Origin of the sequence: Bizionia myxarmorum, from assembly GCF_008086205.1 — a bacterium.
Lineage (GTDB): Bacteria > Bacteroidota > Bacteroidia > Flavobacteriales > Flavobacteriaceae > Algorimicrobium > Algorimicrobium myxarmorum.
On sequence record NZ_VSKK01000001.1, the window covers coordinates 866,641 to 886,395 of the forward strand.

Consider the following 19,755-nt stretch of genomic DNA (forward strand, 5'->3'; position numbering starts at 1 on the left):
TTTTTGCCTTTTCAAAAAAGGCAAGTTGGTGAAACGAATAGCGGGAAATAGCTACAATAAAAAATAGTTTATTTCCCGCTACATATATTTTTACTCATTGTTTATCTACAAATCGAAACCAATATTTACGCCCAATTTATGAGCAATAATTTTGGTGATACGCTCCTTAATTTCTGGAATTTTTACGGAGCTTAATACATTGTTACTAAAGGCAAACATAAGCAAGGCTTTAGCTTCTTTTTCAGGAATACCACGTGAACGCATGTAAAACATAGCGGTTTCATCCAATTGACCAATAGTACAACCGTGAGAACATTTTACGTCATCAGCAAAAATTTCTAATTGTGGTTTAGTATTAATACTCGCTTTATCACTAACTAAAATATTGTTGTTAGCTTGGAAAGCGTTGGTTTTTTGTGCTTCCTTGTTTACTAGAACTTTACCATTAAAAACTCCTGTAGAACTATCGGCAAAAATACCTTTATAATCTTGGTGGCTTTCGCAATTTGGCTCAATATGATGTACTAATGTGTTGTGATCTACATGTTGTTTTCCACCAATAATGGTTACACCTTTTAGCGTAGAATCTACGCGTTCGCCATTTTGAAAGAAACTTAAATTGTTACGCGTTAACTTCCCGCCAAACGAGAAGGTATGTAGTGATGCGAAACTTTCTTGTCTTTGGTTAATAAAGGTATTATCAATTAAAGAGGCATGTTCGTTGTCATTTTGAATTTTATAATAATCCACAATGGCACGTTTATTTGCATAAATTTCGGTGACACTATTAGTTAGAACCGGATTTTCCGTTAAACTTTGATGACGCTCGACAATTTGCACATGCGAATTCTCATCTACCACAATTAAATTTCGTGGTTGCAACATTAAAGCCGATTCGTTTCCAGTTGCAAAATGTATAATTTGAATAGGCTTTGCAACCAATTTATTTTTAGGAATATGAATATAAGCACCTTCTTGAGAAAAGGCAGTATTCAAAGATGTGATGCTATCTTTTCCTGCTATTTTATTGAAATAATTTTCAATAATTAAACGGTATTTTGGTTTGTTTAATGCCGATGACATCAAGCATACATCAATTCCTTCGTGCGTTGTTTCTGATAAATAAGACGAATATTTTCCGTCTACAAAAACAATTTTATAAGTATCGATATCGTGGATAAAGTATTTTTTAACCTGCTGATAATCTATGTGATTTTCCTGTTTTGGAAACACGCTATAGTCGTGCTTTAATACACTTTTTAAAGAGGTGTATTTCCAATCTTCATTTTTCTTACCAGGGAAACCGTCAGTTTCAAAGGTTTTCATTGCTTCACTTCTAATATCATGAACAGGCGAATCGATATCAATACGATCTTCGAAAGCCATAAATGAGGATACTAATTTTTCTTTTAATTCCATGTTCTAATCTTTAAAGTTTTCCAATTCGATAAAATGGGTTCTGCAACCTTGAATTTGGAATATTAAACTTTGAATTGTACTACGCGTTTGCTTCTTCTTTAATCCAATCGTAGCCTTTTTCTTCAAGCTCATGGGCTAATTCTTTTCCGCCTGTTTTCACAATACGTCCATTGTGTAATACGTGAACAAAATCGGGAACAATATGATCTAATAAACGTTGGTAATGGGTAATTACGATAACCGCGTTATCTTCACTTTTAAGCTTATTAACGCCATTAGCTACAATACGCAAGGCATCAATATCAAGTCCTGAATCGGTTTCATCTAAAATAGCAAGTTTAGGCTCTAACATCGCTAATTGGAAAATTTCGTTACGTTTCTTTTCACCACCTGAAAAACCTTCATTTAAAGAACGTGATAAAAACTTTCTATCAATTTCTAACATTTCAGATTTCTCACGAATCATTTTCAGCATCTCATTAGCTGGCATATTTGGAAGACCTTTAGCTTTGCGCGTTTCGTTAATAGCTGTTTTAATGAAGTTGGTTACAGAAACACCTGGAATTTCTACAGGATATTGAAAGGATAAGAAAACACCTTTGTGAGCGCGCTCTTCAGCAGACATCTCATCAATACTTTCATCATCTAAAGTGATGCTACCTTCTGTTACTTCGTATTCCTCTTTTCCAGCAATTACTGAAGCTAGCGTACTTTTTCCAGATCCGTTAGGACCCATGATAGCGTGAACTTCTCCTGCTTTTACTTCTAAATTTATGCCTCTTAATATGGCTTTGTCGTCAACACTTGCGTGTAAATTATTTATTTTTAACATGTTATTTGGATTCCAGTTTTACTACATTATTGGTTTCAGGATTAGATGCTGAAACATTTAAAATTTCTTTTATTTCTATACGAAAAGGCCAGCCTTCTTCGTTTTCTGGTTTTGGTATTACTTTGCCACGAATGGTTACCGTTGCATAATCTGTTGCTTCTTTTTTATATTCTTGCGCCAATTTATTTAGCTCTGTCATTTTATCATCTAAAACAACGCCGTATACTTCCTGTTGCGTTTGTAAAACAGCTGCATCTGCATAATAAACAAATTCACCTTGTAATAAAGTTAATCCGTCATTTTGCTTGTCCGTCCGGTTTGGATCATTTAAATCCATGCTTTCCGAATTTGTTGTTGCTTCGTCCATTTTACTATCATTTTTGCAACTTGCAAAAGCGAGAGTGATAACTAAAAGTGCGACTAATTTTTTCATAAAAACTAACTAAATAAAATGGTTTATTTATTTATCCTACAGATCCTTCTAAACTAATTTCTAGTAATTTTTGAGCTTCTACAGCAAATTCCATTGGTAATTTATTCAATACTTCTTTACTAAAACCGTTTACAATAAGTGCAATGGCTTTCTCGGTATCAATACCACGTTGGTTGCAATAAAATATTTGATCTTCACCAATTTTACTAGTCGTGGCTTCATGTTCTATAATAGCCGTCTTGTTATTAGCTTCAATATAAGGGAAGGTATGTGCACCACATTCATTACCCATTAATAAACTATCACATTGTGAAAAGTTACGGGCGTTTTCAGCACGTGCAGCAATTTGAACCAATCCTCTATACGAGTTTTGAGATTTTCCTGCAGATATACCTTTTGAAATAATAGTGGATTTGGTATTTTTTCCTAAATGAATCATTTTGGTCCCCGTATCGGCTTGCTGATAATTATTAGTTACAGCAATAGAATAAAATTCACCAACTGAATTATCACCTTTTAATATACAACTTGGATACTTCCAGGTTACAGCGGAACCTGTTTCCACTTGTGTCCAAGAAATTTTAGCGTTCTTTTCACAAATACCACGTTTGGTTACAAAGTTGAAAACACCACCTTTTCCTTCAGAATTTCCAGGATACCAGTTTTGAACAGTTGAGTATTTAATTTCGGCATCATCCATAGCAATAAGTTCTACTACGGCAGCGTGCAATTGGTTTTCATCACGACTTGGTGCTGTACAACCTTCTAGGTAACTTACATAACTACCTTCATCCGCAATAAGAAGTGTTCTTTCAAACTGACCTGTTCCGGCTTGGTTAATTCTGAAATACGTTGATAATTCCATAGGGCATTTAACGCCTTTTGGAATATAACAGAACGATCCATCGCTAAATACGGCGGAGTTTAAAGCCGCATAGAAATTATCTTTCTGTGGAACAACGGTTCCTAAATATTTTCTAACTAATTCTGGGTGTTCTTTAATGGCTTGGGAAATACTCATAAAAATAATCCCTTTTTCACCTAATGTTTTTTTGAAGGTTGTTGCTACAGAAACGGAATCAATAACCACATCCATGGCCACACCTGCTAACATTTTTTGCTCGTCCATTGAAATACCTAGCTTTTTAAAGGTTTCCAATAATTCGGGATCTACCTCGTCTAAACTGTCGTATTTTGGTTTGCTATTTGGTGCAGAATAATAGGAGATGGCTTGAAAATCGGGTTTTTCATAGTTTACGTTGGCCCATTCTGGTTCTTCCATTTCTTGCCAAGCACGAAACGCTTCTAATCGCCATTCCGTCATCCATTCTGGTTCTTCTTTCTTTTTAGAAATACCACGAACAACATCTTCATTTAAACCAGCAGGAAATGTATCCGATTCAATATCGGTGTAAAAACCATATTCGTATTCTTTGGTTTTTAATTCTTCTCTTAAATCGTCTTCAGTATACTTCATATTCAAAGTTTCTTATTCAAAATTCAAAATGGCAAGTTGCTAACTTTTATACTTGCTTCCTTTGAAATCACTTTTAATTAAATAATTCATAAAACCTGAAATCATTTTACTTAAATCTAAAGTTTGTGTTTTCAGTTTTTCAAATTCTTCTAATGTTACATAATCTCTATCGAAAATGCGATATAATTGAGATCGTGTTTCGCCACATGATGCTTTTGCTATTGAAAGAAATTGAATAAATTCTCTATTTCCATTTCTTTCAAATCCTTCAGCTATGTTATCCATAACGGAGCCTGAAGAACCATCAATTTGACTGTATAATTTGTAATCTTTTCTTAATTCTGTTTTTTGAGTAACTGCATTAATGTCTTTGCAAAGCACTCTCGCTAATTGCCAAATTTCTAAATCTTCAAAATTTTTAATCGTTGCCATAACTTTAAACTTTGAATTTTCAATGTTGAACTTAAAGTTTATAGCGAAAAACTTTCACCACAACCACACGTTCTATTGGCATTAGGATTGTTAAAAACAAAACCAGCGCCATTTAATCCTCCAGAATATTCTAGAGTCGTTCCAATGAGGTACAAAAAGCTTTTTTTGTCAACAATGATTTTAACGCCATTATCTTCAAAAACCTTATCACCTTCTACTTGTTCTTTATCAAATTTCAAATCGTAAGATAAACCAGAGCAGCCACCACTTTTTACACCAACACGAACATAGTCGGTGCTTGCGTTGTAGCCGTCATCCGTCATTAACTCTACGACTTTCTTCTTTGCTGTTTCAGATACTTTTATCATATTCTTAATTAGATTAACTCTAAATAGTATGCAAATATACAATATAAGTCATGGATTACCATGAAACCTAACATGATATTAAGAGATAGTTGAATAGATTATTCTTATCCTATTATTTAGAACATTTTTTCAAGTGAAAAGCCCCATAAATACAGGCTATAATTAAAGTTTTGGTACTTTTGAAGGTCTGTAATTAATTCCTGAAATCCGGATTATTTACAAATGAAGCATCCGATAATGATAGTAAAAAAGCTTTTAAATCGGCTTTATCTTGATTGGTAAGTTGAACGCCACCTTGTGCCACTTTTTTCATCAACGGATCAATAGTTGGTGAGTTTTTTAATCCTTCGCTGTAATGATTAATTACGTCATCTAAAGATGCAAAACGGCCATCATGCATAAAAGGAGCTGTGTATTTTAAATTCCGAAGTGAAGGCGATTTAAATTTTCCGTTGTCTGCAGGATCACCGGTAAATGCGCCAAGTCCAATGTCGGTAATTGTAGCATCCAAACCATTATTATGAAACATATTATCAGTCCATAAAGGATTATTTGGATTCCCATGGCAGTGAAAACAGTCACCGCGATCTTCATCCATAAAAATATTTAATCCATTAGTTTCTTGAGGCGACAGCTCAACTAGACCTAATAAATAATTATCGAATTTAGAATTTGCTGATATTAGTGTACGTTCAAACTGCGCAATAGCTTTAGTCGCTTTCTCTTTATTAATTATGCCATCGCCAAAAGCTGCAGAAAATAAATTGGGATATTCAGGATGTTGTTGTAATCTAGAAATAACGGTTTCCCAAGTGTTATGCATTTCTACGGGATCTTCAACAGGCACTAAAGCTTGATGTTCTAAACTAAAAGAACGACCATCCCAAAAAAATTGCTCGTCATAATTCCATGCTAAATTGAAAAGGGGCATAGAATTCCGAATACCCAAATTACCATCAATACCGACGCTGAACTGCGAGCTATCTGTAAACGCGTTTTGTGGATTGTGGCACGTGGCACATGCTTGTGTATTATTAGCCGAAAGAATAGGGTCGAAAAATAATTTTTTTCCAAGCGCGATGCCTTCAATCGTTTGTGGATTATCAAAAGGAATGACGGGATTGATAATAAGTTGTGCGAAAAGCGGCGGAATCTCTAATGGTTGCGCCGTTGGTTTATTAACATATTCCTCAGTGCCTTCATCAGAACAAGCTGTTAAAAGAAAGCAGAAAAGTAAAAAGGAATAGGTTAATAGTTTAGTCATCTTTTTTTTATTGGGTAATGGTTCCTAAAGAAAAAACGCTTTGAACATTAGCTTGAATCATTTTTTGGGCATCGTAATTAGGCATCAATGAAGTGTCTAAAACATTCAAATCCCATGTGTTTGGATTTTTAAAAAACTCGGCAATATTCATTTTCACTTCGATAGTCGCATTGTTTGTAATTTCTAAACTAGATGGTAACGTAATTTGTGCAAAATTCTGTTCGAAAACATCGGCACTAACAAGAGCCGTTCCATTATGAAAATTGTAGGGTAGTGGCGTGGTATTTACATTATACATCCCGTCAAATTGCAAAAAGTGATACCCGCCGCCTAACATGGCGGGCCAGTTCCAAGATGCGCTATTTAAATCAGGATGCGCTCCATCTATATTATCTAATTCATTGAAACCCCAAATAAATTTTAAACTATAGGTTCCTGCTGGAATACCATTATTTTCTGGAACAAAATTATACGTAGACTCATCCGCTAAATTGGTGAATTTATAACCGTCGAAATTGAAGGAGTCTCCATTTTCATTTGTTAATATAAACCGGGAAACCAAATAGCGTAATCTGGTCATGTTCATAATTTCACCGTTTGCATTGGTAACAACTTCGGTTTGTAGGTTGCTACTGTTTACAGTTGTTCCATCCCAATTATGGGTGAATTTAAAGGTTACGGCAACTTGAGGTTGTGCCGGCGTTAAATTATCATCGTTATCTTTTCCACAGGAAAAAATAACAAGTGCTAATACGAATATGGATATTATTTTTTTCATTTTGTTTTAATAATTAGTAGATCTGAGAATCCTTTATTTTCTAAAATATCACCATCAGAACTGCTGGATTCGCCAACAGCAATAATCGTGTCATCATTTAATTCGATAGCGTTGTAGCAATAGTCAATTGCAGATCCGCCTACCGATTTTTGTTTAATAACTGTTCCATTGGCATCTATTTTTAGAAACCAAGCATCATTTTGACCTTTGTTGGAGTTTAAATTACCGTTAGCACTTCTAGAGCTTCCGGATAAAATAAAGGTATTTTTATTTCCTTTTGAAATAGAACGACCCACATCAAAATTGCTGCCACCATAAGTTTTCTCCCAAAGCAAATTTCCTTCTGAAGATATTTTTATGAGCCACAAATCTGCTGCACCTAAATTGTTGGATACCTGAATATCATTACTTCGCGTATCACCAATTATAAGGAAATTGCCATCAGCAGAATTTATAATCCCGCGTGCTTCATCAATTTGAGTTCCGCCAAAATTTTTCTCCCAGATAATTGCTCCGGAGTTAGAAATTTTCACAACCCAAAAATCATAATCACCAATATTATTCGCAATATCTACATCATCACTGTCGGACGAACCTACAATTATGTATCCCGAATCGGCTGTTTCAATGGCGTCAAAAGGCGTGTCTGTAAAGCTGCCACCGTAATATTTACTCCAGTCAATAGTGCCTTGGCTGTCTAATTTTAAAGCCCAATAATCACCACCGGCATGTCTGGAACTCGCATCTCTGGTATTTCCGGCGCCACCTGAAGCTGTAACATCTAAAATGCCCGTTAAAAAATAACCGCCATCAGTAGTTTCTAAAACTGATTTTCCACGATCGGCACCCAAGTAACCAAAAGATTTTTGCCAAAGTAAATTACCATTTGAATCTAGTTTAGCTAACCAATAATCTTGCGCTCCAGCATTGTCTGTTAAATCACCATCTGCACTGTCGCTATAACCTAAAATGACAAATCCACCATCTTGAGTTTGAATTATCTTTTCACCACGATCATCACCAGATCCGCCATAGGTTTTAGACCATTGCAAACTGTGCGTTGCCGAATATTTAAGCACCCAGAAATCATAACTTTCATTTAGTTTATCCGTTATGTCACCATCTGCACTTTGACTAAAACCTAAAATAGCATAGCCGCCATCCGTAGTTTTTACAACGGATTGTCCACTTTCATTTTTTGATCCACCAAGCGTTAAAACCGTTGTGATGGATGTATCAGGATTCGTGGAATCTACGATGCCATTATCTGATGAGCAAGCCATCAAAACAACTAAAATAATGAGACTACAAATTTTTAGTTTCAAGGTGATTTTAATTTTGCTTTCTTACAATAAATAGTCCGCCTTCAATATCGCTAACAATAATATTTCCACTAGCAAAATAAGGATACACATTCCAAGCGCCATGAAAACTGGTACTGTTATTTGTAGGATAGGAATCGAAATAGCCAACTTCTGTCATGGTTCCAGAACCTATTGTTGAAATATCAATAAAGCGAATACCAGCTGCATAATTAGCTAAATAGAAGGTATTGCCTTTTACATACCCATTATGGTCTATAGCGGCAGTTGGGCCTGTATAATCCATATGATATAAAGGCGCGTCTAAATCAGTGAAATCAAAAACAATAGTTCGTGTATTATTACCGTAGGATTGTTCATCGGTTTCATCACCTAAAATAAAATATTTTAAATTGTCAGTAAACCATCCTTGGTGTGTATATCCAATGTTGTTGTAGGCAATTGTGGAAATAACTGTAGGATTTCCTTTGTCTGTTACATTTACTATAACAACTTCATTTTCATTGCTACCAATTAAAATTTCTTGACCGCTATAATCAGCATCAGGACCATTATAATTTAGAACCTGTGCATCATGAGAATACCCAAAAAAACCACCCTCCATAATAGGACTTAAAGGATTTTGAATATTAATAAATAAAGGTCCTCCAGCATAGGTAGCACTGCGGCTAGTTCCAACAATATAAGCGTATCCGGAGTCTTCGTTAATTACAATATTATGAGCACTACCAAATCCAGTATAATGAAAATCTGCTGTAAAGATTTCTGGTGCTGTAATGACATCACGCAATCTGGTTAAATCAAAAACCTGCATACCATGACCAGTTGCTTCACTAACTATAAAAACGTAATTATTATACACTTTCATATCACGCCAAATATTGCCACTTCCACCAGGGCTAGCTGATGCCAAACGGCCTAATAAAACTGGGTTTATAGGATCCGTTACGTTTACAAACGCGGTACCTTGTGTGGTGCCAACTAATGCATATTCATTGCCAGTTAAACTATCTGTCCATCCCCAAGAATCATTGCCTTCTGCGTTTGGTTGCCCTAACTTAGAAACTGGAATATGGCTCATTAAATCATAGCCACTGCAAGGGTAAGGTCCCGCCATTCCGTTAATACATTCGTATAATGCAGCCGTGCCATCTGCAGGTTCGCATGCATTTCCTATTCCATTATTATCGTCATCTTCTTGATTTGGATTGGGTGTATTTGGACAATTATCTTCATTATCTGGGACGCCATCATTATCTGTATCAATACTAGTTGATACGGGATTAACAGTTTCATCATCACTGCAAGAAGTGGTTAGTGACAATACAACAGCACAAAGCAGTAATATTTTGGTAAATTGTGGGCGTTTAAACGTTTTTTTCATAGATTTTGACTGCTAGTATTTAGTGTGTGATGTGATTATATTATAGTTTTTAAATAACGCCAATTTTAAAGTTATATTGTTGCTTCAATGTTTGATAATCATGAATTTAATAAACATTACTCGCTTAATTTTAATTGAATTATTCCAAATTATTTTCATTGGAAGCCAAACAAAATTAGCGGATTTCAAATAAAAAATTGGTGGTTTATCATCTTTTTTATAATAAAAATGTGAGCTATTAGAATGGAAATACAATTTATTAGATTTCAATGCTTACAAATAGCGAGAAGCTTCTTATTTTTGCAGCATGATAGAAGATAAAAATCAACAGCGCACGAAATTGGAAGATCTAGGTGAATTTGCCTTAATTGATCATTTGACCTCTAATTTTAAAATTTCGAAAAAATCTACCATTAAAGGTATCGGAGACGATGCTGCCATTTTAGATTTTGGTAAAAAGCAAGTGGTTGTTTCCACGGATTTGTTAGTGGAAGGTGTCCATTTCGATTTAAGCTATGTGCCATTAAAGCATTTAGGCTATAAGGCGATGATGGTGAATTTATCTGATATTTATGCTATGAATGCCATGGCCACGCAGGTTACGGTTTCTATTGCCGTTTCTAATAGATTTCCATTGGAAGCTTTGGAAGAACTTTACGAAGGTATTTATACAGCCGCCAACTTTTATGAAGTGGATTTGATAGGCGGTGATACAACATCATCTACTTCTGGTTTACTTATTTCTATTACGGCCATTGGCGAAGTTGCAAAAGGTGAAGCTGTTTGCAGAAGCGGAGCAAAACCTAATGATTTGTTAGTAGTAACGGGCGATTTAGGCGGCGCTTATATGGGATTACAAATATTAGAACGCGAAAAAGCGGTTTTTAAAGTGAATCCAAATAGTCAGCCAGATTTAGATCAATACACGTATATTGTTGAAAGACAATTGAAGCCTGAAGCACGAAAAGATATTGTGACTTTATTGAAAGATTTAGATGTAAAACCAACTTCAATGATTGACATTAGTGATGGTTTATCATCTGAAATTCTTCATTTATGTAAAAATAGTGCTGTAGGTTGTGATTTATACGAAGATAAAATTCCATTAGATCCACAAGTTATTTCAACCTGCGAAGAATTTAATATAGACAGTACAACTGTGGCCTTAAATGGTGGGGAGGATTATGAATTATTATTCACAATTTCACAAGAAGACTTTCCGAAAATCCAAGCCAATCCTAACTTTAGCGTTATTGGTTATATGCAAGAAGCAAGTTCTGGTATACATTTAGTTACTAGAGATGAATCTAGAATTCCAATAAAAGCGCAAGGTTGGAAAAGTTTTAAAGGTTAAGCAATAATATGCACTAGATTGTCTTCATTATAACGTTCGGAAGCTAAACGGATCTCTCGGCGGGTGTGAATGCGTTCTAAAATACTGTTAATTTCTTTAAATTTTGGGGTGAGTTCTGTTAAGGCGCCATTTCCATTGGTGGTAGCTTGCTTTTTACAACATTTGCACTGGTATTCTTTCACGTGAAGTGTCACATTTCGAGATACTTTAAAATCATGCCCGAAAATATTACAATATACTTTAGGGATGAAGGCGATTTTTTGGGTAGTAGTTTTCATGTTTATAATTTTGGGAATGATAAAACTATAAAAAAAAAGACTTAAACCGTCAAAATCACTAATTATTCGATGAAATGCCTAATTTGTTGTAGGAAAAGTTCTGCATTTTCAATATAACTCATATGTCCATCCGGAAAAACTGCATATTCCGTGTTAGTCTCTTCCGCTTCCTTTAAAAGGCTATTGTATTCAATAACAGAATCCTTACGCCCAATAATCATTAATTTGGGAAAAATGGCCTTTTTTAGAACTTCCGTTCTATTCTTTCTTATTTTCATGCCTTCCAAAGCAGCAATAATACCTTGAAGTGGTGTTTTTAAAGCTTCCTTTTTTACTGTTGAAATTTCCGCTTTAAGAAGCGATTGGTTTTCAATAGTAAATAAATTGGTAACAGCCATGCGCACAAAAATGGTGTAATTCTTTTTAACGGCTAAAATGGCGCGATCTCTATTTAGTTTCCGCTCTGGACTATCATTTTGAACGGTAGAATTGGCTAAACATAATTTTATAATCTGTTCTTGGAATTTTTCAGCAAAGGCCAAAGCAACATAACCACCCATGGAATGGCCTATAAAAATACTTTTGGAAATATTAAGTTCACTTAAAACTGCTTGAACTGTTTCTGCCATCAGTTCCATACTATGAATGTAGCCCAAACATCCCGTTTGTCCATGTCCTAATAAATCCATGTTAATGACACGATTTGTTTTAATAAGTTCAGGGATAAGGCTATTCCACATACTACTATTTTCCAAAAATCCGTGCAGAAGCACAATAGGTGTGCCTTGGCCTTGGTCGGTATAAAAAACAGAAGTACCTTTGTAGTCTAATATCATTTTTGAAATTTCTTACACAAAGATAATGGAGTTTGATAGCTATTAGATAAATCCAATTTTGTTTTTTGAAATTATATGAATAAAACCAAGCAAACTCTCATTGTAGCCTTCACTATGTTTTCGCTGTTTTTTGGTGCAGGCAATTTAATTTTACCGCCATTTTTAGGTGTACAATTTGGAGCAAACTGGTATTTAGTAGCTTTAGGTTTTGTCATAACAGCCGTGTTTATTCCTATTTTAGGTATTTTTGCTCATGCCAAATTGCAAGGCACTATGTTTGATTTTGGAAAAAAAGTATCCCCACTTTTTAGTTCTATTTATTGTTTTTTAATGTACGTTATTGCTATAACCTTGCCCGGTTCAAGAACAGCATCGGTAACGCATGAAATGGCAATTGCGCCATTTTTTAATACACCGGCTTTGTTAACTAGTTCGGTTTATTTTGGTTTGGCCTTTATCCTGGTTATGAACCGTTCTCGCCTTTTAGATTTAATGGGAAAATATTTAACGCCGTTAATTGTTCTCATATTATTACTTATTATTAGTCTAGGTATTTATGTTGGCTCCGCTGATGCTATTTCTACAGACTTTAATTCACCTTTTGCTTTATTAACTTCAGGAATTTTAGAAGGATATCAAACTTTTGATGCTATTGCAGGTGTTATTGTTGGTGCTGTAATTGTTGTATCCTTAAATAATAATAGTGGAAGAAATTATGCTGAAAACAAGAAATTAATAACCCAATCTGGTTTAATGGCTGGTTTTGGTCTTGTTGTAATTTACACGGGTCTTATTGCTAGTGGTTATTTGTTGCAATCTAGTTTTCCTGAAAATGCACCTAGAACCGAAATTTTAATAGGTTTAAGTCAGTTGACTTTAGGTTCTATTGGGTCTGTTTTCTTAAGTGTTTTGGTGGCATTAGCCTGCTTTTCAACAGCAGTTGGACTTTTAACGGGTGCATCAGATTATGTTAGCAGTTTGTTTAAGGGTTCTAAAAGAGCATTCACCATTACAGCGGGTCTGGGGGCTTTTTTAGGTGCTTTAATTGGTGGTTATGATGTAACTTTCATTATTGATATAGCCTTACCAGTTTTGATGTTTATTTATCCAATTACTATTGTATTGATTTTATTAAATGCCATTCCAGAGAAATTTGCTACAAAATTAGTTTTCAGATCGGTTGTTCTGGTAACCTTTATATTTAGTATTCCCGATTTTTTAAAGTTTTTGGTACCGCTGGATTCCATACAACCAACCATAGATTTGATTCCTTTGGCCAATTATAGTTTAGGATGGGTATTGCCAGCTCTTATAACTTTTGTTATTGCTATCATATTGGCATTAAAAAAGCCTCAATAATTATATTAGAGAGGCTTTTTATATAAATTTGATGTTTATTTATTTAAGAATTCATAAGGTCTTCAATTTCTTCAACTTCAATAGGAATATTACTCATTAAATTTAAAGGTTCGCCAGATTTTTGAATGACTAAATCATCTTCCAAACGAATTCCAAAACCTTCTTTCGGAATATAGATTCCTGGCTCAACAGTAAAAACCATATTTGCTTGCATCGGTTCATGAAGTAAACCATAATCATGCGTATCTAAACCAATATGGTGAGACGTTCCGTGCATAAAGTATTTTTTGTAAGCTGGCCAATCTGGGTTCTCATTTTGTACATCAGCTTTATCCAACAACCCTAATTTTAAAAGTTCAGAAGTCATTAGTTTTCCAACTTCCACATGATAATCTGCCCAAATAGTTCCTGGAATCAGCATTTTTTCAGCTTCTTTTTTCACATGATTAACCGCATTGTAAACGTCTTTTTGTCGGTCTGTAAATTTCCCTGAAACCGGAACCGTTCTCGTCATATCACTCGAGTAGTTGGCATATTCTGCGCCAACATCTAAAAGTATTAATTCGCCAGCTTTACATTCTTGATTGTTTTCAATATAATGTAACACATTTGCGTTATTTCCAGATGCAATAATTGGGGTGTATGCAAAGCCTTTAGAACGGTTTCTTAAAAACTCATGCATAAATTCGGCTTCAATTTCATATTCCATAACCCCAGGCTTAACGAAATTTAAAATACGTCTAAACCCTTTCTCGGTAATATGACAAGCTTGTTGCATGATATCCAATTCAATCTCATTTTTTACAGAGCGCAAACGCTGTAAAATAGGATTGCTTTTTGCTACACTATGAGCTGGATATTGATCCTTTATTTTTTTATTGAAACGCATTTCCCGAGTTTCTGTCGCCGTATTTGCCCGATAATGTTCATTGGTATTAATATATATGGTTTCACATTGCGCCATAACTTCTTTAAAAATTTTATCAAAATCTTCAAGCCAATAAACAGTTTTTATACCGGATGTTCCCAAAGCTTTTTCTTTGGTTAATTTTTCGCCTTCCCAAACAGCAATATGATCATTGGTTTCCGTTAAGAATAAAATTTCACGATGTTTTGGATTTGGAGAATCTGGAAAAAGAACTAAAATACTATCTTCTTGATCTACACCACTTAAATAAAAGATATTTCGATCTTGCTCAAAAGGCATGGAGCTATCGGCGCCAATTGGATAAATGTCATTAGAATTAAAAACGGCCAAACTATTGGACTTCATTTGAGCCATAAAGTTTTTTCTATTTTTAATAAAGAGTTGATTGTCTATAAGATGGTATTTCATGTATTTGTATTTTTTGTTTTTTAATTGTGACACGCTGTTCGCCAAGTACTCTTCCGATCGGTAAACTAATTATTTCTTAAATGGATAAAGCTTTTATCACGCGCGTTTCAAAAGAATAAAAACTAATTTCCTCAAAGCTACATATTTCGGCATGGTTTAGAAAAATAAAGCGGCACTTTTGCTAAACTTTAACACCCACATTTTATGCTGTAGGGTTTAAAAAGTGGTTGTTCTTTATTTTTCTTTGTAATGTAATTCTTCACTTTAAAAATTACTGTTTTTGATGTTTTTATCGTTAAAATTTCAGATTAAAAGATTTGTTTCATCTCTAATCCTGATGTTTCTGTTTAAAATGATTCTAAATAATGTATAATAATGTCTGTATTTTGTCTAAAACTGATTGGAAGCGTATCTTTGCTTGATAAATATTAAACTTCAACAATGAGCGGAATTTTGAATTCTTCGATTGGAAGAAAATTTGCCATGGCACTTTCGGCATTCTTCCTAATGATTTTTTTACTACAGCATTTTGCTATTAACATGTTATCGGTGTTCAGTCCGGATACCTTTAATGAAGTCTCTCATTTTATGGGAACTTTCTGGTTAGTGCAATATATTTTTCAACCTATTTTAATTTTAGGGGTGCTTTTCCATTTTATTATGGGCTTTGTACTCGAAATTAAAAACAAAGGTGCTAGAAAAATCAGTTATGCTAGAAACAATGGTAACGCCAATTCCACATGGATGAGTAGAAACATGATTTGGAGTGGTGCAGCTATTTTAGCATTTATTGTGCTTCACTTTATCGATTTCTGGTTTCCTGAGATTAATACCAAATATATCCAAGGTGATATGTCGGGCGTATTAGCAAATGGCGAAGGCTTTCGTTACTACGAAGAGTTGGTTCATAAATTTCAGAATCCTCTGCGTGTTGCAGCTTACTGTTTAGCATTTGTATTTTTAGCTTTGCATTTATTGCATGGTTTTATGTCTGCTTTCCAATCTGTTGGAGCAAACAACAAATACACAAAAGGATTAATGGGTTTTGCGAAAGTTTACGCTATTGGTATTCCTTTAGGGTTTATTTTCATTGCATTATTCCATCATCTTAATAACTAAAAAATATATCTAATATGGCTTTAGATTCTAAAATACCAGCAGGTCCACTTGAAGATAAATGGACTAATCATAAAAACTCAATTAATCTGGTTAATCCAGCCAACAAACGTCAAATTGATGTTATTGTTGTTGGTACTGGTTTAGCAGGTGGTTCTGCAGCGGCAACGTTAGCAGAATTGGGTTATAACGTAAAAGCATTTTGTTTTCAGGATTCTGCCAGACGCGCGCACTCTATTGCAGCTCAAGGTGGAATTAATGCAGCAAAAAATTATCAAGGTGATGGCGATTCAACCTACCGTTTATTTTACGATACGGTTAAAGGTGGCGATTACCGTTCTCGTGAAGCTAACGTATACCGTTTAGCAGAAGTATCGGCTAATATTATTGACCAATGTGTGGCGCAAGGTGTTCCTTTTGCTCGTGAATACGGTGGCTTATTAGATAACCGTTCTTTTGGTGGTGTACTCGTTTCCAGAACATTTTACGCAGCTGGACAAACTGGTCAGCAGCTTTTATTAGGTGCTTATTCGGCATTAAATCGTCAAATAGGTCGTGGTAAAGTGAAAATGTACAGTCGCCATGAAATGTTAGATGTTGTCATTGTAGACGGAAAAGCACGTGGAATTATTGCCCGAAATTTAGTAACAGGTGAAATAGAACGTCATTCAGCTCACGCTGTTGTTCTAGGAACTGGTGGATATGGAAACGTTTTCTTTTTATCAACCAATGCTATGGGATCTAATGTAACAGCTGCATGGAAAGCACACAAACGTGGTGCTTATTTTGCAAACCCTTGTTACACACAAATTCACCCAACCTGTATTCCTGTTTCAGGAGATCATCAATCAAAATTAACCTTAATGTCCGAATCGTTACGTAACGATGGTCGTATTTGGGTTCCAAAACATAAAAAAGACGTGGAAGCTATTCGTGCTGGTTCATTAAAGCCAACGCAATTAGAAGAAGCAGACCGCGATTATTATTTAGAGCGTCGTTATCCAGCCTTCGGAAATTTAGTGCCTCGTGATGTCGCATCACGTGCCGCTAAAGAACGTTGTGATGCTGGTTTTGGTGTAAACGCAACAGGAGAAGCTGTTTATTTAGATTTTTCTGCGGCATTTGTACGCTACGGAAAAGAGCAAGCTCACATTAAAGGTCTGAATGAAGATGATGCTGCTGTAGTTAGACAGTTAGGTCAAGAAGTGGTGAAAAACAAGTATGGTAACTTGTTCCAGATGTATGAGAAAATTGTAGATCAAAATCCGTATGAAACTCCTATGATGATTTATCCAGCTGTTCACTATACTATGGGCGGAATTTGGGTAGATTATAACTTACAAACAACCGTTCCTGGTTTATACGCTATTGGGGAAGCAAACTTCTCGGATCATGGTGCAAATAGATTAGGTGCTTCCGCCTTAATGCAAGGTCTAGCCGATGGTTATTTTGTATTGCCTTATACTATTGGTGATTATTTAGCTGATGATATTAGAACAGGCGCTATCCCAACAAATTCTCCAGCTTTTGATGAAGCAGAGAAGAGTGTTAAAGATAATATTGCCCATTTAATTAATAATAACGGAACACATTCTGTAGATCATTTCCACAAACGTTTAGGTAAAATTATGTGGGATAAATGTGGCATGGCTCGTAACGCTAAAGATTTAGAATCTGCTATTGTAGAAATTGCTGAATTGCGTAAAGAGTTCTGGAAAGATGTTCGCGTTCCTGGAACAAATGAAGAATTTAACGAAGAGCTTGCAAAAGCATTACGTGTAGCCGATTTCCTAGAATTAGGAGAATTATTTGCAAAAGATGCCTTATTGCGTGAAGAATCTGCTGGTGGACATTTTAGAGAAGAATACCAAACAGAAGATGGTGAAGCACAACGTAGAACAGAATTCCAGTATGTATCTGCTTGGGAATACAAAGGTGAGCCAAAAGATGCTGTTTTGCATAAAGAAGAATTGACGTACGAAAATATTGAAGTTAAAGAAAGAAGTTATAAATAAAAGGAAGCTATGAATTTAACGTTAAAAATATGGCGTCAGAAAAACGCTAACGATAAAGGAAAATTGGTTGAATATCCTATAAGTGATATCTCTCCAGATATGTCTTTCCTTGAAATGTTAGACGTTTTAAATGAAGGTCTAATTAATAAAGGTGAAGAGCCGGTAGAGTTTGATCACGATTGTCGTGAAGGTATTTGCGGTATGTGTTCCTTATATATTAATGGTGAAGCACATGGTCCGGATCGTGGCGTAACAACGTGTCAATTGCACATGCGTATGTTTAAAGACGGCGATACTATTGTTATCGAACCATTTAGAGCAGCTGCTTTCCCTGTAATTAAAGATTTAGTGGTAGATAGAAGTTCTTTTGACCGTATCCAGCAAGCTGGTGGATTTATTTCGGTAAATACGTCTGGAAATACTATTGATGCGAATACCATTCCAATTAATAAACATGATGCTGATACCGCTTTTGATTCTGCAACTTGTATTGGTTGTGGCGCTTGTGTAGCCAGTTGTAAAAACTCTTCAGCTATGTTATTTGTTGGTGCTAAAGTTTCCCAATATGCCTTATTACCGCAAGGTCAAATTGAAGCAACAGACCGTGTTTTAAACATGATAAAACAAATGGACGAAGAAGGTTTTGGTAGTTGTACCAATACTGGAGCTTGTGAAGTGGAATGTCCTAAAGGCATTTCATTAGAAAATATTGCTCGTGTTAATCGTGAGTATATGAAAGCCGTTCTAAAAGGTTAATTTTCTTTGTTAAATCTATACAAATCCCAAGTGTTACTTGGGATTTTTTTGTTTCTTTGAATGCTTATTTTTATACAATGAAAAACTGGAAATATATTATTGTAATAGCCGTACTAGGCTTGTTTTCGAACCATTTTTATGGTCAAATAGCACAAACTTATAGTTTTGATGCTGATGATTTATTAGAACACGTAAAGGAATTATCTTCAGATTCCTACGAAGGAAGACGAACCGGAACGCCTGGAGCCGAGAAGGCAAAAACCTATATTATTGAATGCTTAAAAAATTTAGAAGTTGCCCCTTTAAATGGAGAATTTGAACAAGCATTTAATTTTGATTCAGGTAGAATAAAATACAATGGTGTTAATGTTTTAGGCTTCATAAAAGGAACTGAAAATTCACAAAAGTATATTGTTTTAAGTGCACATTATGATCATGAGGGCATAAAAAATGGGAAAATTTATAACGGAGCAGATGATGATGCTTCCGGCGTCAGTGCTTTGTTTGCCTTTGCTGAGTACTTTAAAGAAAACCCACCCGTTCATTCCGTAATACTTGCCTTTTTTGATGCCGAGGAATTAGGGCTTCAAGGTTCTAGATATTATGTAGACAATCCAATTGTGTCATTAGATTCTATTGTTTTAAACATCAACATGGACATGGTTTCCCGTAATGTAAATAAGGAGTTGTACGCCACAGGCGTTAAAACACATCCAAATTTACAAACGGTTTATGAGAATATTAAACCTTCAGAAAACATAACTATTATTGCAGGACATGATGGTTCCGATAAAAAACAAAACTGGACCTATTCTTCAGATCATGGTTCTTTTGCTAGAAAAAAAATACCTTATGTCTATTTTGGAGTAGAAGATCATAAAGATTATCACAAACCAACGGATGATTTTGAAAATATTCAACCAGAATTTTACAAGAATGCTGTTCAAAGTATCATCATGTTTTTCAGTGAAATTGATAAGTTGAAATTTTAGAAGT

Annotated in this window: 19 protein-coding genes; 6 read left to right on the forward strand and 13 right to left on the reverse strand. The window is 35.0% G+C overall.

Annotation, left to right across the window (positions count from 1 at the left end; all coding sequences use genetic code 11):
* Window positions 1-105 precede the first annotated feature (105 nt).
* The 10 genes from sufD to ES674_RS03940 all read right to left on the reverse strand — a co-directional run bounded on the left by sufD (window position 106) and on the right by ES674_RS03940 (window position 9,709).
* Window positions 106-1,419, reverse strand: coding sequence for a Fe-S cluster assembly protein SufD (gene sufD / locus ES674_RS03895; protein WP_148402663.1), 1,314 nt, complete (start codon window positions 1,417-1,419; stop codon window positions 106-108).
* Between the two features lie 79 nt (window positions 1,420-1,498).
* Window positions 1,499-2,251 (reverse strand): Fe-S cluster assembly ATPase SufC, encoded by a 753-nt coding sequence (sufC, locus tag ES674_RS03900; protein WP_148402664.1) that lies wholly within the window; start codon window positions 2,249-2,251, stop codon window positions 1,499-1,501.
* Between the two features lies 1 nt (window position 2,252).
* Window positions 2,253-2,684, reverse strand: coding sequence for a hypothetical protein (locus ES674_RS03905; protein ID WP_148402665.1), 432 nt, complete (start codon window positions 2,682-2,684; stop codon window positions 2,253-2,255).
* A gap of 31 nt (window positions 2,685-2,715) precedes the next feature.
* Complete coding sequence (gene sufB, locus ES674_RS03910; protein WP_148402666.1) at window positions 2,716-4,161, reverse strand: Fe-S cluster assembly protein SufB; 1,446 nt, start codon at window positions 4,159-4,161, stop codon at window positions 2,716-2,718.
* Between the two features lie 39 nt (window positions 4,162-4,200).
* Entirely contained in the window at window positions 4,201-4,593 is a 393-nt protein-coding gene (locus ES674_RS03915) for a four helix bundle protein (protein ID WP_148402667.1), read from the reverse strand.
* A 38-nt stretch (window positions 4,594-4,631) separates the two neighbouring features.
* Complete coding sequence (locus ES674_RS03920) at window positions 4,632-4,961, reverse strand: HesB/IscA family protein (protein ID WP_148402668.1); 330 nt, start codon at window positions 4,959-4,961, stop codon at window positions 4,632-4,634.
* A gap of 193 nt (window positions 4,962-5,154) precedes the next feature.
* Window positions 5,155-6,225 (reverse strand): cytochrome-c peroxidase, encoded by a 1,071-nt coding sequence (locus tag ES674_RS03925; protein WP_148402669.1) that lies wholly within the window; start codon window positions 6,223-6,225, stop codon window positions 5,155-5,157.
* 7 nt (window positions 6,226-6,232) lie between these two features.
* A complete protein-coding gene (locus tag ES674_RS03930; protein WP_148402670.1) occupies window positions 6,233-7,003 on the reverse strand; it encodes an MbnP family protein in 771 nt (256 codons plus the stop codon).
* Window positions 7,000-8,328: a hypothetical protein gene (locus ES674_RS03935; protein ID WP_246125970.1), complete on the reverse strand. Its 1,329-nt coding sequence runs from the start codon at window positions 8,326-8,328 to the stop codon at window positions 7,000-7,002. The genes ES674_RS03930 and ES674_RS03935 overlap by 4 nt, the downstream gene beginning before the upstream one ends.
* 7 nt (window positions 8,329-8,335) lie before the next feature.
* Window positions 8,336-9,709 (reverse strand): choice-of-anchor B family protein, encoded by a 1,374-nt coding sequence (locus ES674_RS03940; protein ID WP_148402671.1) that lies wholly within the window; start codon window positions 9,707-9,709, stop codon window positions 8,336-8,338.
* Between the two features lie 307 nt (window positions 9,710-10,016).
* Between ES674_RS03940 and thiL the strand changes: the two genes are divergently transcribed.
* On the forward strand, window positions 10,017-11,063 hold the full coding sequence (gene thiL, locus ES674_RS03945; protein ID WP_148402672.1) for a thiamine-phosphate kinase: 1,047 nt from the start codon (window positions 10,017-10,019) through the stop codon (window positions 11,061-11,063).
* Here thiL and ES674_RS03950 read toward each other — a convergent pair.
* Together ES674_RS03950 and ES674_RS03955 are read right to left on the reverse strand one after the other, a co-directional pair.
* Window positions 11,060-11,341 carry a hypothetical protein gene (locus ES674_RS03950; protein ID WP_148402673.1) on the reverse strand — a complete coding sequence of 94 codons (282 nt, stop codon included), beginning with the start codon at window positions 11,339-11,341 and terminating at the stop codon, window positions 11,060-11,062. The genes thiL and ES674_RS03950 overlap by 4 nt on opposite strands.
* A gap of 62 nt (window positions 11,342-11,403) precedes the next feature.
* On the reverse strand, window positions 11,404-12,177 hold the full coding sequence (locus tag ES674_RS03955; RefSeq protein ID WP_148402674.1) for an alpha/beta fold hydrolase: 774 nt from the start codon (window positions 12,175-12,177) through the stop codon (window positions 11,404-11,406).
* Window positions 12,178-12,252: 75 nt separating this feature from the next.
* On the opposite strand from ES674_RS03955, the gene ES674_RS03960 reads away from it, so the two are divergent.
* Window positions 12,253-13,536, forward strand: a complete 1,284-nt coding sequence (locus ES674_RS03960; RefSeq protein WP_148402675.1) for a branched-chain amino acid transport system II carrier protein — start codon at window positions 12,253-12,255, stop codon at window positions 13,534-13,536.
* Between the two features lie 43 nt (window positions 13,537-13,579).
* Here ES674_RS03960 and ES674_RS03965 read toward each other — a convergent pair whose 3' ends face one another.
* Complete coding sequence (locus tag ES674_RS03965; protein ID WP_148402676.1) at window positions 13,580-14,872, reverse strand: aminopeptidase P family protein; 1,293 nt, start codon at window positions 14,870-14,872, stop codon at window positions 13,580-13,582.
* 441 nt (window positions 14,873-15,313) lie between these two features.
* Here ES674_RS03965 and ES674_RS03970 point away from each other — a divergent pair, with 441 nt between their 5' ends.
* The 4 genes from ES674_RS03970 (at window position 15,314) to ES674_RS03985 (ending at window position 19,751) form a co-directional block, all read left to right on the forward strand.
* Entirely contained in the window at window positions 15,314-15,991 is a 678-nt protein-coding gene (locus tag ES674_RS03970) for a succinate dehydrogenase cytochrome b subunit (RefSeq protein WP_148402677.1), read from the forward strand.
* Window positions 15,992-16,005: 14 nt separating this feature from the next.
* Entirely contained in the window at window positions 16,006-18,003 is a 1,998-nt protein-coding gene (locus ES674_RS03975) for a fumarate reductase/succinate dehydrogenase flavoprotein subunit (protein ID WP_148402678.1), read from the forward strand.
* Window positions 18,004-18,012: 9 nt separating this feature from the next.
* Entirely contained in the window at window positions 18,013-18,759 is a 747-nt protein-coding gene (locus ES674_RS03980; protein ID WP_148402679.1) for a succinate dehydrogenase/fumarate reductase iron-sulfur subunit, read from the forward strand.
* Window positions 18,760-18,836: 77 nt separating this feature from the next.
* Entirely contained in the window at window positions 18,837-19,751 is a 915-nt protein-coding gene (locus ES674_RS03985; RefSeq protein ID WP_148402680.1) for a M28 family peptidase, read from the forward strand.
* Window positions 19,752-19,755: the final 4 nt, after the last annotated feature.